The sequence below is a fragment of the Serratia sp. JKS296 genome, assembly GCF_900215445.1.
Lineage (GTDB): Bacteria > Pseudomonadota > Gammaproteobacteria > Enterobacterales > Enterobacteriaceae > Serratia > Serratia marcescens.
The window spans coordinates 67592-83662 of sequence record NZ_OCMX01000002.1 but is presented as its reverse complement, the minus strand read 5'-3'; the positions used below and the strand labels follow the sequence as shown (position 1 = coordinate 83662).

Genomic DNA, 16071 nt, shown 5'->3' with positions numbered 1-16071 from the left:
ATGAAAACGCACATCATGAAATCACTGCTTTTACTCCCCGTATTATGTGGCGTGCTGCTGCTGGCCGGTTGTGCCGGCGTCAGCAGCGAGTTCGGCTGTAACGCCACCACCTCCGACAGCTGCATGACGATGGAGCAGGCCAACGAGAAAGCCAAGTCACTGGAAGAGGGCAGCGGAGCAAAGCCGGCTGCGGCCGCATTGCCTCGCCTGGCTGACGGCGACTTTGCGGCGATTGGTCGGGATACCGGCCCGGTGCCGGTTGCGGTCGGCCGTTCGTCACGCTTGCTGCCCCGTCAGGGAGCTGTATCCCCGGCGCCAGCGGTGTCTGCGTATCCGGCGATCGCTGCGCCGGCCTCTATCGTGACGACCGTCAGCACCTGCACCTTGCCGCGCTGTGCCGGTGTCGGTAGCACCCGCCCGGCCCGCCAGGCCGAGCAGACCGCGCAGTTGTGGATCGCGCCCTGGATTGACAGCCAGGACGTCTATCACCAGCCGGGCAAGGTGCTGTTCGTGGTTAAACCGGCCGTCTGGGGCAAGCCCCAGTCCGTGTATTGACAGGAGCCCTTCATGAATTTGCTCGACAAGGTCACCCATACGGCCAACAGCCTGCTGTCGGCGCTCAAAATGCCCGATGCGTCCAGTCAGGCCAACCAGCTGCTCGGCGATATGCGTTTCCCGCAGCTGAGCAGCCTGTTGCCTTATCGTGATTATGACGAAAACTCGGGGCTGTTCATCAATGACGGCTCTATCGGTTTCATGCTGGAAGTGCAGCCGCTGACCGGCGCCAGCCCGACCGAGGTGCTGGCGATTGAGAGCCTGCTGCGTACCAAACTGCCGCGCGGCGTACCGCTGTCTATCCACCTGATGTCCAGCAAGCGCGTGGGTGACCACATCGAGTCCGGCCTGCGTGATTTCTCCTGGTCCGGACGGGATGCCGACAAGTTCAATGCCATCACCCGCGCCTTTTACCTGACGGCGGCGGAAGACCGATTTGCGCTGCCCCTGGGGGTTGATATCCCGTTGACCCTGCGTAATTACCGGGTGTTCATCTCGATGTGCATCAAGGCCAGACGCAATAACAAGGCCGCCTTTTTACAGATGGAGAACCTGGTGAAGGTCCTGCGCGCGTCACTGATGGGCGCCAAGATACCGTCCAGGTCGGTTGACGCCGGCGACTTTATCAACGTGGTTGGCGAGATGATCAACCACGACCCCGATCAGTTGTATGACACGAAACGCACGCTCGACCCCTATCAGGATTTGAACTTTCAGTGCATCGACAACGGCTTCGGTATGAACGTTTACCCTGACTGCCTCAAGATAAACTTGCGCAGTGCGGGCCGTGAGAACGAGAGCGTGGCACGGGTGATGAATTTCCAGCTGGAAAAGAACCCAGACATGGCATTTTTGTGGGCCAGTGCCGACAACTACGGCAACCTGCTGAACCCCGAGTTGTCGATCGCGTGCCCGTTCATCATCACGTTGACGATGGTGGTCGAAGAGCAGGAGAAGAACCAGTTCGAGGCCAACCGCAAATACCTCGATCTGGAGAAAAAATCCCGCACATCCTATGCCAAGGTGTTCCCGAACGTGGTGGCGGAAGCCAAAGAGTGGGGGGAGCTGCGCGAGGCGCTGTCGTCCAATCAGACGGCGCTGGCCTCTTACTTCTACAACGTCACGGTATTTTGCGAAGACAACGATAACGTGGCGCTGCGTTGTGAGCAGGATGTCATCAACACCTACCGCAAAAACGGTATCGACCTGATCGCCCCGCGGTTCAAGCAGCACTGGAATTTCCTGGCCTGCCTGCCGTTCATGGCCCATCACGGTGTGCTGGATGACCTGCGCAAACACGGCGCCGTGCACCGGGCCAAGACGCTGAACGTGGTCAATCTGATGCCGGTGGTAGCCGACAACCGTCTGGCACCGTCCGGCCTGCTGGCTCCCACCTACCGCAACCAGCTGGCGTTTATCGATATCTACGCCAAGGGCATGAAAAACCCCAACTACAACATGGCCGTGTGCGGGACGTCCGGCGCCGGTAAAACCGGGCTGATTCAGCCGATGATCCGCAGCGTGATCGATGCCGGTGGCGTGGCCTGGGTGTTTGATATGGGCGCCGGCTACAAATCGCTTTGCGAGAACATGGGCGGCGTCTACATCGATGCCGAGTCGCTCAAGTTCAACCCCTTTGCCAACATCGTCAACATTAATGAAAGCGCGGAACGCCTGCGCGATCAGCTGTCGGTGATGGCCAGCCCGGACGGCAACCTGGATGAAGTCTCCGAGTCCCTGCTGTTGATGGCGGCGAAAGCGGCCTGGCTGTCCAAGGGACGTTCGGCGCGCATCGATGACGTGGTGGATTTCCTGAAAGAAGCCATGGATGCCGAGGAGTACCGCCAGTCACCGCCGATCCGCACGCGTATTCACGAGATGACCATCCTGCTCGACAAATACACCCGTGGGGGCATTCATGGCGAGTTTTTCAACTCGGACGAACCGACGCTGCATGATGACGCCCGTATGGTGGTGCTGGAAATGGGCAGTCTGGAAGACCGGCCCGATCTGCTGGTCGCCGTGATGTTCTCCCTCATCATCTTTATCGAAGGCCGGATGTATCAGACGTCGCGTAAGACCAAAAAGCTCTGCGTCATCGACGAGGGGTGGCGCCTGCTGGACTTTGAGAACAAGAAGGTCGGCAAGTTTATCGAGAAAGGCTACCGCGTGGCCCGTAAACACGGTGGCGCTTACATCACCATCACGCAGAACATCAAGGACTTTGACTCCGAAGAGGCATCGAGCGCGGCGCGGGCTGCCTGGGCCAACTCGGCGTACAAGGTCATCCTGATGCAGGAGGCGATGGCGTTCAAAAACTACAACCAGGAGTACCCGAACAATTTCAGTCCGCTGGAGCAGGACGTTATCAATCGCTTCGACGATGCGGTGGCGCAGGGCTTCAGCTCGTTCCTGTTGATGGTGAACGGGCGCAGCTCCTGGCACCGGTTGTTTGTCGACCCACTCAGCCGCGCCCTGTACTCGTCGCGCGGCGAGGACTTTGAGTTTATCCAGAGTCGGCGCGCGCAGGGAATGTCGGTGCACGATGCCGTTTACGCGCTGGCCTGTCAGGAGTTTGGTGACGAGATGGCCCGACTGGAACAGTGGGTCGAGCGTCAGGCTAACCGGAGGATGGCGGCATGACAGGCACTGAATTGCAGGTGATTGAGCGGGGGAGCGCGGGTGGACAGCGGTCAGACCGCCGGCTGGCGCTGTGGGGCTGCGGCGCGGTGGTACTGGCCGTGCTGCTGAGCAGCCTGGTGGCGCTGTGGCTGGTGCAGCGCCAGCCGGTGATTGTCACGTTCAACATGAAGCAGACCATGGAAGCGTTCTATGAGAGCGCCGGGAAAAAAGCGCTGCCCTCGGAGCAAAGCAAACAACTGGCAGAACGGTTTACCGGTGCGCTGGAGGCCAGTATCACGCACTACCAGCAGCGCAACAACGTGATCATTCTGGTCTCGCCGGCGGTGGTGGGCGGGGCAAAAGACGTGACGCGCGAGTTGCAGCGGGATATTGCTGCCCGCATGCAGCGGGGCAATATCGCCCGTGTAGGTAAGGAGGCAAACCTATGAATAGTTCAGCAATCAGTTTTATGGCGGGCTTTATTCTTTGTTTAATAGTCATGTTCGCTTCGAACCGGTTGATGGAACAAGCGCCAGCCACCATTACGGCGGCTCCAGTGGTGTTTACCCCGGCTCAGCAGGATGCTATCGGGCCACTTGCCCGCGATTATCTGCTGGCACACCCGGACATCCTGCTACAGATGAGCGAGAAACTGGACGCGCAGCAGCAGACCGCGGCCAATCGCACGGTACAAGCCGCGTTGACCACGCAGCCGGAACTGCAGGCAGCGTTATTGCACGATCCGGCGACGCCGGCTGTGCATCCTGACGGGGCTGTGACCGTGGTGCAGTTCTTCGACTATCAGTGCATCTGGTGCGCGCGTATGGCGCCGGTGGTGGCTGAGTTTGTACGGGACAATCCCGATGTGCGTTTCGTGTTCAAGGAATTCCCCATTTTCGGCAGCCGCTGGCCGATGTCGGTGCAGGCGGCGCGTACCGGCCTGACGCTGTGGCAGCTTAAGGGCGGTGACGCCTATCTGGCCTACCACAATGCAGTGTTTGCCTCCGGTGAGAACGAAGGGCGCTTGTCCCAACCCACGCTTAATGCGGCACTCCGGGCTGCCGGCGCGGCATCGATGACCGTGCTGCCCGAGACGGAGAAAACGCTGTTGTCCACGCGCGAGCTGGCCCAGCAGTTGAACATCAGCGGCACCCCCGCCTTTATCGTCATGCCGACCCGTGATGCGCGGGCGGATCAGGTGACGCCGCTGTACGGCGCCGTCGATGTGAAGGCGCTGCAGGCCGCTGTTGCGCAGGCAAAACAAGCGGATATTCCCTCACAGGCGGTGCCGCATGGCTAAATTGACCAAAGCACAACGCGCGGTATTGCGCGAGAAGTTTGGCGGCCGATGCGCCTACTGCGGTTGTGAACTGCCGGAGAAAGGCTGGCATGCCGATCACCTCGAACCGGTGATGCGAGAATCCGAGCAGGACATGGCCGCCGCCGAAAAGGGTCTGTTCAAACTGAAAGCGACCGGCAAGGTTTTGCATGAAAGCCGCGATGCCATCGAGAACCTCAACCCGGCGTGCGCCCCGTGCAACCTGTTCAAAACGACTTTTAGCCTCGAGACGTTCCGCGAGCAGATAGCGGCGCAAGCTGAGCGAGCGCGGGCTTACAGCGTCAATTTCCGCACTGCAGAGCGCTTCGGGTTGATTGAAGTCAAACCCGCGCCCGTCGTGTTTTGGTTCGAACGGTATCGGGAGGCAAAGCGTGGCTAAGCCTTTACGTAAAAGCCTGCTGATAGCGGTGTTCGGACTTTCTCAGCTTACGAGCATGGCGACGGCCAAAGACTTCGGCACCTGGGGCGACCTGTACCCGGTGGCCGAGCCTGACATGCTGCAGACCATTCACGAACGTCTGACCGCGCTGCAGCGCAGCGGCCGTTGGGAGCAGGAGATGACGGCGTTCAAAGCGCGCACCGTGAAGCACAGCCAGCGGCCTGAGCCGGTCGCCGGCATCGGAAAAACCGAGCGCTATGCCGAACGCTTCTTCGACCCGAGCGTGCAGCTCTCTTCTGATCTGAAAGACGACAAGGGGCGCGTGTTTGCTCGCAAGGGCGACGTTATCAACCCGCTGGCCACCGTGCCGTTCGCCCAGACGCTGTATTTCATCGACGGCGACGATCCGCAGCAGGTTGCCTGGATGAAGGCGCAGCAGCCGGAGACCCTGATGGTGAAGATCATTTTGGTCAACGGCGACGTTCCCAAAACCTCTGCCGCGCTCGATAGCCGTATCTACTTCGATCAGGGCGGGGCGCTGTCGCGCCGGTTCGGGCTGACGACGGTGCCGGCGCGCATCACGGCGGCGCCGAGCGGCCTGCGGCTGCGTATCGAATCCATTCCTGCCGCCGGCCACGCGAACTGAAGGGGATAAGCATGTTTGTGACACGTAAACGTTTTATTGCGACCGAGAATCAGCTGCAGAGCTGTCGCCAATTGCTGGCCGCGCGCCACGGCGAGTTGATGGCCATCCGCCAGGCGGCGTCGGCAAAGGGGGGGATCTACAAATGCATTCTTGAGTGCCGTGAGGTCGCCCACGAGCTGCGTGAACAGCTGCCTGCCGAACAGGACGGTCATGGCTCTTATCTGTTCGACAAGCTGGCGCTTATCGATAGCTTGCTGAGCACCCTGGCTGCGTTATTACCGCCACAGGATGAGGCACGTCCCACCGCCCGGATGGTTGCCGCCGGTGATGTGCAAGAGATTTACCGGGGAACGCAGTGGGCGACGCATTGCCAGGAGCGTCGCGTATGACCCGGTGCTGGCTCTCGGCGTTGCTGGTCGTGGCAGGCCTGTTTTCGGCGCCGTCTCAGGCAGCGGATGCGGCCTGTCAGGGGCGCTTTGTCAACCCGATCACCGATATCTGCTGGCGCTGCATCTTCCCGCTCTCGATTGGGAGCATTCCGGTCGGCAAGGGGGATTTGCCGGATACCGGCAATCCGGGCAGCCCTATTCAGTTTTGCCCGGCACCGCCGCCGATTTTTCAGCGTATCGGGATGGCAATGGGGTACTGGGAGCCGATGGCCATGACTGACGTAACCCGCTCGCCGGGCTGCATGGTCAACCTGGGGGGCTTTAGCATCAACCTCGGCAAGATTGGCACCGGCACCGGCAGCAGCAGTGGCAAGGGGGACGTGACCACCGCGTTCTATCACGTCCACTGGTACAAGTACCCGCTGACCTACTGGCTGAACATCATCACTTCCGCGGGCTGCCTGCAGGGCGGGGACATGGACATCGCCTACCTGTCGGAAATCGACCCGACCTGGGTCGACAGCAGCCTGACCACCATTCTCAATCCGGAGGCTGTGGTCTTTGCCAACCCGCTGGCGCAGGGCGCCTGCGCGGCCGACGCCATTGCCAGCGGCTTCCATCTGCCGATCGACGCATTGTTCTGGTGCGCCGGCAGTCAGGGTTCGATGTACCCGTTCAACGGCTGGGTGGCCAAGGAAATCAGCCCGCTGCAGTCGTCGGTGCTGGTCTCGGAAAAGATGGCGTTCAAACTGCACCGCCAGGGGCAAATCATGGAATCCATCGGCAAAGACCGGGCGGTCTGCTTCGAATACCCGTCGCCGATCATGCCGAAAGAGCGCTGGCGTTATCAGATGGTGAACATGTACCCGGACAGCGCCCGCTGTCACCCGATGGGGCGCAGCGTGATGCGCTGGGAGGTGGGCCACAACTCGCCGGCCAGCAAGAAGAACTTCGGCTACGTCATGTGGCGCAAGCGCAACTGCGTCTTTTTATAAGGAGAAAGTCATGACGACATACAGCAAGGCGACAGGGCTGCTGACAGTGCTCCTGATGGGGGCAACCGTACCGATGATCGCTGTCGGGCAAACGGCGGCAGATCCTGTTGCTACCGCACAGCAGCAGGCGACCGTCCAGGTGGACAGCAACCGGGCATGGCTGCGCGAGCAGGAAAAGCGCTCGGCTGACCTGCACCAAAACACCCCGGTGCCGGAGTTCCTGCGTAATCAGCCGCCGCGTTCACTGGCGCAGGACGACCAGTCCTTTATTGACCAGCTGGCAGCGAAACAGCGTCAGGACGCCACCGAACAACCGGCCGAGGGGGCGCTGTACTTCGTGTCCTTCGCTATTCCCGAGGAGGGTATGCGCCGCATGCTGCAGGAGGCGCGTCGCTTCGGCATTCCGGCCACGTTGCGCGGCATGGTGAATGGCGACATGCGCGAAACGGTGCAGCGGGTGCAAAAACTGGTGGAAGCCGGCGGCATCGACGGCGTGCAAATCGACCCGCAGCCCTACACACAGTACGGCGTGACCGCCGTGCCGGCGTTGGTCGTGCGCTGCGCGGCCGGCTTCGATGTGGTGCGCGGCAACCTGCTGATGGCGCAGGCGCTGAAGAAGGTTGCCAAAGACGGCGACTGCGCCGCCGCGGCTCAGGCATTACTGGATAAGGCAGGTGTGAAATGAGCGGCAACGTGAATATGGACATGTTTGGCACGCCCCTACAGAAGTTGTTTTCACTGATGCAACTGACCCTGGTTATCGCGGGGCTCATGGGGCTCGTACTGCTGTTATGGCTGCTATTCAGGGCGTTAATGCCGAAAAAAGGGCAAACAAGACGCGGGAGGAAAGGCAAATGACCCATCTGGTGAAGTCTCTGCCCGGTCTGCTGGCGACACATGCCCTGGTGCTGGGGACGTTTATCTTCGCCACCGGCGATTGCCGGGCGGAAGGTGATGACGTGTTCCAGACCGGCAGCGAGTTTGCCAAACAAGTCGCCGGTCAGGGTACAGGGACGCTGCAGAACACCAACCCGGCGAACGTGTTGCCGAACTACACCGACAACCCGAAAGAAAAAGGCTATTACGGCGGCGTGACGGCCGGGGATGCCAACAATCTCAAGACCGACGGCGGCACCGCATGGGGCCAGACCGAGGTCGGGCAGGCGGTGACCGATTCGGTGCTCAAGAACCCCAAGGAGCCGATTTCTCACGATGCGCCCTTTATTCAGGCTGGCAAGGAGATTGAAGGCAAGGCCGAGAGCATCGTCGGCAAGACCGGCCCGGACTGCAAGGCCGAACAGGTAACCCGCAGTGAGTTCACCCGGCATGTGTGCGAGCGTGATACGGCGGTGATGCGTACCTGCGAACGTGCCACCGACATCGGTGGCCACTATGAGACCCGTTATGAAGACCGTAACGCGCACATCGACAAATCGATGACCCGTTGGTGGAAAGAGGGCAACCGCATTCACGGCACCTTTACGGCGCCGTTTACCGGCAAGCTCACTACGGGTTCGATATACCTCGAGCTGCAGGACGATCTGCACAGCTATGGCGTGCCGCTGGCCTTTTCACTGCTGGGGAATGAGGTGCGCTATGGCCGTCAGGACTGGGGCAGTCGGCTGCTGAACGTCGGTAACGTCACGCTCACGCAGGGTCAGCAGGTCGATATATTCCTCACGATGGACCCCGGTGGCCACTTGGATACCTTTCTGGATGCGATGGTCAGGCAGCTGAGCGGCGGCGGGGGCGGCTCGCCGATGGTGTTCTACGTGAAGTTCGACGGCAGTTCGTCGGTGCAGGTTTGGGTGCCGACCACGTCGACGCCGGCAGACTGTCCACTGGCACAGGAAGCCGGGGCGGTGAAGGTCAATACCGTCTGCAGTGAGCCGGGCGGCGAGCGAACCGTTACGGTCAACGGCCAGACCTATCCGGTGTGGGCCAGCTGCTGGCGCTTTACCGATACCTATCGGTTGCAGGAGGCCGGCCAGGGCAGCTGCGACGCCTATGCCAACAATCCGGCCTGTACCCTCGCCACGCACGGCTGCGCCTTCTCTGATGAGTATGGCCAGTGCCTGCACGAGAACGTGACCTACTCCTGCGAAACCCGCACCACCGGTAACGTGATGCTGTGCGGTGGCCAGATGTACTGCCTCGACGGGGAGTGCGACAAAGCGCAGAAGGGCACCCAGGGCAACGACTTTGCGCACGCCGTTTCCGAGCTGGCCGCGGTGGCGGCCGCCGGCAAGGACGTTGCGGTGCTGAACGGTATCGATGTGCGCGCCTTCACCGGTAAGGGGCAGTCCTGCCGCAAGGCATTTGCCGGTTTCAGCGACTGCTGCAAGGACTCCGGGTGGGGTAACAGCGTCGGGTTGGCGCACTGCGACAGCGAAGAGAAGGCGCTGGGCAAGGCGAAAGAAAACAAATTGACCGTCAGCGTCGGCGAATATTGCAGCAAGAAAGTGCTGGGCGTCTGCCTGCAGAAGAAGCGCAGCTACTGCCAGTTTGACAGCAAGCTGGCACAGATTGTTCAACAGCAGGGGCGCGCGTGGCAGCTGGGTATCGGTTTTGGCGGCGCCAAATCACCGGACTGCCGGGGCATTACCGTAGACGAACTGCAGCGCATCAACTTCGACCAGTTGGACTTTGCCAATTTCTATGAAGACCTGATGAAGAACCAGAAAGTGCCGGAAGACGCGGCACTGCTGGAAAAGGTTAAGCAGCAAATCGCACAACGTATGCAGGAGGCAGCCAAGTGAAAACGCGCGGGACTTCAAATGTCAATTTGGCGGCACGCGGGTTGGCCAACCGCAGGGCGGCAGCGCTGTTGGGCCTGAGCCTGCTGGGCGCGGCGTTCACCGCGCAGGCCGGCGGCTGGCAGTGGTATGAGCGGGAGGCCAAACCTGCTGCTGACGACATGCCACCGCCGCAGACGGTATCGGTCGCACCGGCCGGCGCACTGGAAAAGCTGCAGCTGCTGCAGCAATCGCTCAAGGAGAAGCTGGCGGACGCGATCCTGTACCCCAGCACAGAGAACTTTGTGAAGTTCTTCCAGATGCAGAACTACTTTACCCAGCAAGCGGGGCTGTTCGAGCGCTCCGCGCAGCGGGCGTTTCTGGCGCACCCGGAGCTGGACTACAACCTGAAGCACAGCCACTACAACGGCACGGTGAAAAGCCAGCTGGCGGCCGACTTTGCCGCGCAGCGCGAGGCCATCGGCCAGTTGGCGCAGCGTTATGGCGTGATGCTGTTTTATCGCGGCGCCGAGCCGATCGACGGCCAACTGGTCAGTGTGGTGAAGGGCTTTCGTGACAGCTACGGGCTGTCGGTGGTGCCGGTGACCGTCGACGGGGTGGTTAACCCTGCGATGCCGGAGAGCCGGCGTGATGCGGGGCAGGCGCAGCGGTTGGGTGTCAGTCACTTCCCGGCACTGATGCTGGTTGATCCGCGCAGCGGGGCGGTCAAGCCGCTGGCCTACGGCTTTATCAGTCAGGACGACCTGGCGCGGCAATTCCGCGATGTGTTAACCGATTTCAAACCGAACTATTAAAGGAACGTGAATGCGTAAATTCAAATTTCCCCAGGTTGACGTTGCCGGCATGTGGATGGTCGGGCTGGGTTTGTGGTGCAACATGATAGCGGGCTGCGTCTGGTCTTTGCCTGATTTTGCCTGGGGGCTGGCCAAGCTGTTAGCCGTCAGCCTGATAGTTATCGGCGGCTATCGCATTCTGGATGCTATTGCGACCCGCGTGGCGGATGAAAGGCTGGCACCTGAGAAGGCGGCCTATCGTGCGCAGCATGGTGATACTGAAAGCACCGATGCGTGGCGGGCGGATGAACCTGTTCACGAGAAGCCCCATGCGCCAACGCACTGAGCGAATGATGATGACATTACTGGCGCTGCTCGGCCTGGGCATGTCGACGGCCAACGCGAGCACGCGCGATGAGATTGCTCAGCTGCAGCATTCAGCGCAGCAGCGGGCACAGGCGGGAACGGCGACCGATAGCCGCGCCGCCGCCCCTCAACCGGCACGGTGGCTGACACTCAGCAACGGGGCGCGCGTCAACCTCAATGACTGGACGGTGGTGCTGTTCATGCAGGGACACTGCGGTTATTGCCAGAAGTTCGATCCGCTTATCAAGGCAATGTCTGCACAGCACGGCTTCCCGCTGTTTGTCTACACCTTCGACGGCCAGGGCGACCAGACGTTTCCCGAAGCCATTCCGGCGCCGCCGGACGTGATGCGCACCTTCTTCCCCGGCCTGCCGGTGGCCTCGCCGACGACGTTTTTGGTGAATGTGCATACGCTGGCGACGTACCCCCTTATCCAGGGGGCGGCGGATGAAGCCGGCTTTATGGCGCGGCTCGATACGGTGTTGCAAGACGCAACGATGCGGGGAGGTGCACGATGACACGCAGGCTGACACAGTTGTGCTGTGGCGTGGTGATCGGGTTGTTTGTCGGCGCCGCCTCGGCCGACATGAACAGCGACATGAACCACTTTTTCGACAAGCTGGGGTTTGAATCCAACACTACCATGCCGGGCGTCTGGCAGGGGCAGGCCGCCGGTTATGCCTCCGGCGGCTCCATCTATGCGCGCACCGGGGTGCGCCAGGTACAGCTGGTGTCGATGACGTTGCCGGATATCAATGCCGGCTGCGGCGGTATCGATGCCTACCTGGGATCGTTCAGCTTTATCAATGGCGAACAGCTGCAGCGCTTTACCAAACAGATCATGTCGAACGCCGCCGGCTACTTCTTTGACCTTGCGCTGCAGACTACGGTGCCGGAGCTGAAGGATGCCAAGGACTTCATCCAGAAGATGGCCAGCGACATCAACAGCATGAACATGAGCAGCTGTCAGGCCGCTCAGGGTATTGTCGGCGGGCTGTTCCCGCGCACCCAGGTCTCGCAGCAGAAGGTCTGTCAGGATATCGCCGGGCAGTCGAACATCTTCGCCGACTGGGCGGCATCCCGTCAGGGTTGTACGGTGGGCGGGCAGGGCGAATCGGTGCGCGACCGTGCCGGGGAGAAGGACAAGGAACGCGTCTCCAAAAACATCAACATCATGTGGGATGCGCTTTCCAAAAATCAGATGTTCAGCGGCAACAAGGAGCTGAAAGAGTTTGTGATGACGCTGACCGGCTCACTGGTTTTTGGCGCCAACGGCGAAATTACCCCACTGGCGCCGAAAACCACCGACCAGAGCATTATCCGGGCGCTGATGGAAGGCGGCACGGCGCGCATCTATCACTGCAATGACAGCGACAAGTGCTTGAAAGTGGTGGCCGACAGCAGCGTCACCATTAGCCCGGAACGGGCACTTAAGGGTCAAATTCTCGACATGCTGACCAGCATCAAGAGCAAGGCGCGGGACGATGTGCCGCTGACCGAAAAGGAAAAGGGGCTGATTTCCGGCACGCATGTGCCGTTGCTGACCTACCTGGTCGACCCGCAGATGCTGGGTGTCGATAACTCGCTGGTCTACAGTCTGGCGGATTACGTCGGCTACGACATCATGCTGCAGTACCTGCAAGAGCTGATGAGCGGCGCCCGCGCCATGCTGGCGGTGGGCAACTACCCGGAGGCGACGATGGAGCAAATCAACAGCAACTTCACTCAGGCCAACCAGCTGCTGGCCTCGCTGCAGTCCCGGGTGCAGGTGCAGACCGATGCGCTGCTGGTTGTTGACCAGCAGATGCGTTACATGCGCCAGCAGGTGTCGGCACGCATGCTGACGCGTTATCAGGACAATTATCGCTTCGGGGGAGGTCAATAATGGCAGCAGAAATCTACGTTATCGGCGGCGGTGACTGGATGCGCGAGACCCTCAATGCGGTTGCGGCGTTCCTGCATTCCGACAGCTGGTACTACATACGTCATGTGGGCACACTGGCCGGCCTCTATGTCCTGATGGTGCAGTGGATACGCACGCACGACATCATGCATATCCTGACCTGGATTTTTGTGTTGATAGGCGTTGCCATAGTAGTGAGCAGTGGACCGCGGGTGCAGGTCGTCGATATCACCAACCCGCGGGACGTCTATGTCGTCGATAATGTGCCGCTGGGCATCACCCTGCCGGCATCGCTGTTTACCCAGTTCGGCATGCTAATGGTGCGAGGCTATGAGGTGGTATTCAGTCAGCCGGATGTGGCGACCTACAGTCAAACCGGCATGCTGTTCGGCTCTTCTTTAATGGCGCGCAGCACCGACTTTACCGCGCAAAACCCGGAGCTGACCGACCTGTTTGCCGATTATGTGCAGAACTGCGTGATTGGCGACATCCTGCTAAACCGCAAATACAGCCTGAACGAGCTGATGAACTCGGCTGATCCGTACACGCTCATCTTCAGTAAACCGAGCCCGCTGCGCGGCCTGTTCGGCAAGGGCGGCAAGTTCATGACCTGCGAGCAGGCGGCTGCGCCGCTCAAGAACATGCTGGGTCTGGAAGGGCAGACCGGCAGCCCGACCTGGCATTACTATGCCCGTCAGCTGTTCGGCGGAAAACCGGATGCCGACCTGCTGTTCGGCCAACTGCTCGGCAACAGCTACCAATATTTTTACCAGAACAAGAACTCGGCCTCCGACATCATCAAGCAAAATGTGGTGATGAACGGCCTGCGCAGCGGAATACTCAGCTACGCCTCGCGCAGTAACGACACCGCCGGCATGCTCAATATCGCTACCACCTCGGCGCTGGAGAAACAGCGGCTGTCGCAGGCCACCATGGGCCAGGTGGCGATGCGCATGTTGCCGACCCTGCATGTGGTGATGATGGGGATCATGATGGGCGTATTCCCAATGATCATCCTTGTGGGGCTGGTTAATCAGGGCTGGCAGGTATTCAAGGGCTACGTGTTCGCTTGGCTGTGGCTGATGAGTTGGCCGCTGCTGTACGCCATCCTCAACAGTGCCATGACCTTCTACGCCCGCAAGATGGGCAGCCCGGTGGTGCTGGCCAACCTGTCGGTGGTACAGCTGAACTACTCAGACATCGCCACCACGGCGGGGTATATCTCGATGTTTATCCCGTTCATCTCCTGGTATATCGCCATTGGTCTGGGCAACGCACTGAACAGCATCGGCCACTCGTTCAACAACGCGGCGGCCGGCGCCAGCAGTGCGGCAGCGAGCACCACGACGGACGCCAACTACAGCTTCAACAACATGCAGTCGGATAACGTCACCGGCAGCACCTGGGATACCAACAGCGTGGTGCGCACCGGGCAGATGACCAAACAGCTGGGCACCGGCGGCAGCCAGACCCGGACCGCCGATGGCAGCCAGGTGTTCGATGCTACCGGCTCGACGTCGCGCATTCCGGTAGATATTGGCGTGACGCGCCAAATCTCGACGGCGCAGCAGCAGATGGCGCGTGAAGCGGAGAGCCAGGCAGAAACGGCGATGCACGGCTTTAACAGTAATATCAGCAGCGCCTGGACGCAGCTGTCGCAGTTCACTGGCCAACGTGGCAGTAGCGATACGATGACCAGCGGTGCCGATACGGCGCAGAACAGCCAGTCCAGCATCGCCGCGCACAAGATGGCCAGCGCGGTGGACAGCTATGCCAAAGCCAACAATATCAGCCATGAACAGGCGACGCAGGAATTGGCTGCCAAATCTGTCGATGCTACTGCAGGTTTTGAATCAAGGATTGGCACTCGAGGTTCTGCCGGCGTGAGAGTCTTTGGTAATGGTGCAACGATAGAAGGTTATGCTGGATTAAACGCAGGTATCAGGGGTTCTGACACCGATTCACATTCAGCCAGTAGCGGCACGCGTGGCAGCCAGGATGCACGTCACGATCAGAGCGCTCAGGCTGCTGCTGACTTTAAGGAGGGGATGGATTATCTGACCAGTCAGCGCACCAGCCAGTCCGGGGGCCATACCGACAACAACGCGGACTCGCGTGTCGATCAGCTGTCGGCATCATTGTCCGGGGCCAAGAGCAGTTACGAGCAGTACAGCAGCGCGCACACCCGCAGCCATGAACTGTCCGAGCAAGCTTCCCGTACTGAAAGTCTCAGCGCCGATATGCGTGAGAACCTGAGTCAGCAGTTTGCGCAGTATGTGATGCAGCGGTCACCTGATGAGGCCGGAAATATTTTGACTGGGCATTCATCTGAGGCAGTGTCTGCGCGTCAGCAACTGGCCCGCGAGTTTGTACGTGACCAGGTGGCGCCGCAGGTGGACGCACAATATCAGGTCAATCGCGAGGGGCTGGGGGCGACGATGGGTTCTACAGGGGGCGGTGGTAGTGCCGGCGACATCACCAGCGACCATCAACGCCATCAAAGTGCGGTAGACGAGCGAACCGCAGCGGCTGGGATCAAAAGTGATGTAGGCGATCAGGTTAAGGGGATGATTGAAAATAATCATACCCAGCAGCGGGAGACGCAAGGCCAGATCACGTCGCAACAGCAGCAGATCAGTAATCAAAGGGGGGCGCTTGAGACAAATCATACTTCTGCTCGTGATACACAGAACAAAGCATATGCAGATGAGAAACAACTCCAAGGTGCTGCGCCTGGGGCTAAATCGCAAGATGAATTAACGAAGCGCGCAATCGATATGCAAGAAAAATTTAATAAAGAACGGGGTGGAAAATGACTATTACACACAAAACAGTGAAAGAAGAAACTGAGATTTTGAAATCAATTGTAGACAGCGGTGATATAAGAATCCCCGATTTTTGGGCCTGTGCTTGGCCAGGATTCGCTTTTGTACTGTGGTTAGCTGTTTGGCCGGCGTTCACTTTTGGCTTTTTCACTACACCAAGTGAAGGTACTTTAATAGCAATGGGGTTTGGGGTATTTTTTGGATTTATTATCAGTATCGCTATTTTTAATGTTCGCAGCCTTTATTTGTCGTTGCCAGAGTCATTTCGAAAAAGTTCGAAGATAGTTGCAATGATCAACAATAAAATTGTGATATATCTTTCTGTTTTTATTGTAATAAATGTGCTGGCCGGACTGGTGTCAGAAAATAGCAAGGCGGGTGCTTTGCAATACCTTTTTCCCACGGTTTTTTCTTTTTGTATATTGGCTTTTATCTTTTCTGCCGACATCGGCCGCTACCGTCTATCCGCCTTTACTTCGGTGCTGGAACTCCTTAAATCCCGTAAGCAGGGAGGGGAGTAACG

At 59.6% G+C, this 16071-nt stretch carries 16 protein-coding genes; all 16 read left to right on the top strand.

Annotation, left to right across the window (positions count from 1 at the left end; translation table 11 throughout):
- The 16 genes from traV (at position 1) to CRO23_RS24235 (ending at position 16069) form a co-directional block, all read left to right on the top strand.
- A complete protein-coding gene (gene traV, locus CRO23_RS24310; RefSeq protein ID WP_441347590.1) occupies positions 1-555 on the top strand; it encodes a type IV conjugative transfer system lipoprotein TraV in 555 nt (184 codons plus the stop codon).
- Positions 556-567: 12 nt separating this feature from the next.
- Positions 568-3198 (top strand): type IV secretion system protein TraC, encoded by a 2631-nt coding sequence (gene traC, locus CRO23_RS24305; protein ID WP_097103281.1) that lies wholly within the window; start codon positions 568-570, stop codon positions 3196-3198.
- Positions 3195-3626 (top strand): type-F conjugative transfer system protein TrbI, encoded by a 432-nt coding sequence (gene trbI, locus CRO23_RS24300; RefSeq protein WP_097103279.1) that lies wholly within the window; start codon positions 3195-3197, stop codon positions 3624-3626. The genes traC and trbI overlap by 4 nt, the downstream gene beginning before the upstream one ends.
- Positions 3623-4477 (top strand): DsbA family protein, encoded by an 855-nt coding sequence (locus CRO23_RS24295; RefSeq protein WP_080441035.1) that lies wholly within the window; start codon positions 3623-3625, stop codon positions 4475-4477. Before trbI ends, CRO23_RS24295 begins: the two co-directional genes overlap by 4 nt.
- Complete coding sequence (locus tag CRO23_RS24290; protein ID WP_097103278.1) at positions 4470-4895, top strand: HNH endonuclease; 426 nt, start codon at positions 4470-4472, stop codon at positions 4893-4895. The genes CRO23_RS24295 and CRO23_RS24290 overlap by 8 nt, the downstream gene beginning before the upstream one ends.
- Positions 4888-5541: a type-F conjugative transfer system protein TraW gene (gene traW / locus CRO23_RS24285; RefSeq protein WP_255253530.1), complete on the top strand. Its 654-nt coding sequence runs from the start codon at positions 4888-4890 to the stop codon at positions 5539-5541. Before CRO23_RS24290 ends, traW begins: the two co-directional genes overlap by 8 nt.
- A gap of 11 nt (positions 5542-5552) precedes the next feature.
- Complete coding sequence (locus CRO23_RS24280; protein ID WP_097103274.1) at positions 5553-5930, top strand: hypothetical protein; 378 nt, start codon at positions 5553-5555, stop codon at positions 5928-5930.
- Positions 5927-6925, top strand: coding sequence for a conjugal transfer pilus assembly protein TraU (gene traU / locus CRO23_RS24275; protein WP_097103272.1), 999 nt, complete (start codon positions 5927-5929; stop codon positions 6923-6925). The genes CRO23_RS24280 and traU overlap by 4 nt, the downstream gene beginning before the upstream one ends.
- 10 nt (positions 6926-6935) lie before the next feature.
- The gene (gene trbC / locus CRO23_RS24270; protein ID WP_226772907.1) at positions 6936-7610 is read left to right on the top strand and encodes a type-F conjugative transfer system pilin assembly protein TrbC; all 675 of its coding nucleotides are present in this window, start codon (positions 6936-6938) and stop codon (positions 7608-7610) included.
- Positions 7611-7779: 169 nt separating this feature from the next.
- Positions 7780-9684: a type-F conjugative transfer system mating-pair stabilization protein TraN gene (gene traN, locus CRO23_RS24265; RefSeq protein WP_097103270.1), complete on the top strand. Its 1905-nt coding sequence runs from the start codon at positions 7780-7782 to the stop codon at positions 9682-9684.
- 41 nt (positions 9685-9725) lie between these two features.
- Positions 9726-10475 carry a type-F conjugative transfer system pilin assembly protein TraF gene (gene traF, locus CRO23_RS24260; RefSeq protein WP_141398639.1) on the top strand — a complete coding sequence of 250 codons (750 nt, stop codon included), beginning with the start codon at positions 9726-9728 and terminating at the stop codon, positions 10473-10475.
- A gap of 10 nt (positions 10476-10485) precedes the next feature.
- A complete protein-coding gene (locus CRO23_RS24255) occupies positions 10486-10800 on the top strand; it encodes a hypothetical protein (RefSeq protein WP_097103267.1) in 315 nt (104 codons plus the stop codon).
- Between the two features lie 4 nt (positions 10801-10804).
- Positions 10805-11338, top strand: coding sequence for a type-F conjugative transfer system pilin assembly thiol-disulfide isomerase TrbB (gene trbB, locus CRO23_RS24250; RefSeq protein WP_097103265.1), 534 nt, complete (start codon positions 10805-10807; stop codon positions 11336-11338).
- Entirely contained in the window at positions 11335-12705 is a 1371-nt protein-coding gene (gene traH / locus CRO23_RS24245; RefSeq protein ID WP_097103264.1) for a conjugal transfer pilus assembly protein TraH, read from the top strand. Before trbB ends, traH begins: the two co-directional genes overlap by 4 nt.
- Positions 12705-15539: a conjugal transfer mating-pair stabilization protein TraG gene (traG, locus tag CRO23_RS24240; protein WP_176519344.1), complete on the top strand. Its 2835-nt coding sequence runs from the start codon at positions 12705-12707 to the stop codon at positions 15537-15539. Before traH ends, traG begins: the two co-directional genes overlap by 1 nt.
- Entirely contained in the window at positions 15536-16069 is a 534-nt protein-coding gene (locus tag CRO23_RS24235) for a hypothetical protein (protein ID WP_097103260.1), read from the top strand. The genes traG and CRO23_RS24235 overlap by 4 nt, the downstream gene beginning before the upstream one ends.
- Positions 16070-16071: the final 2 nt, after the last annotated feature.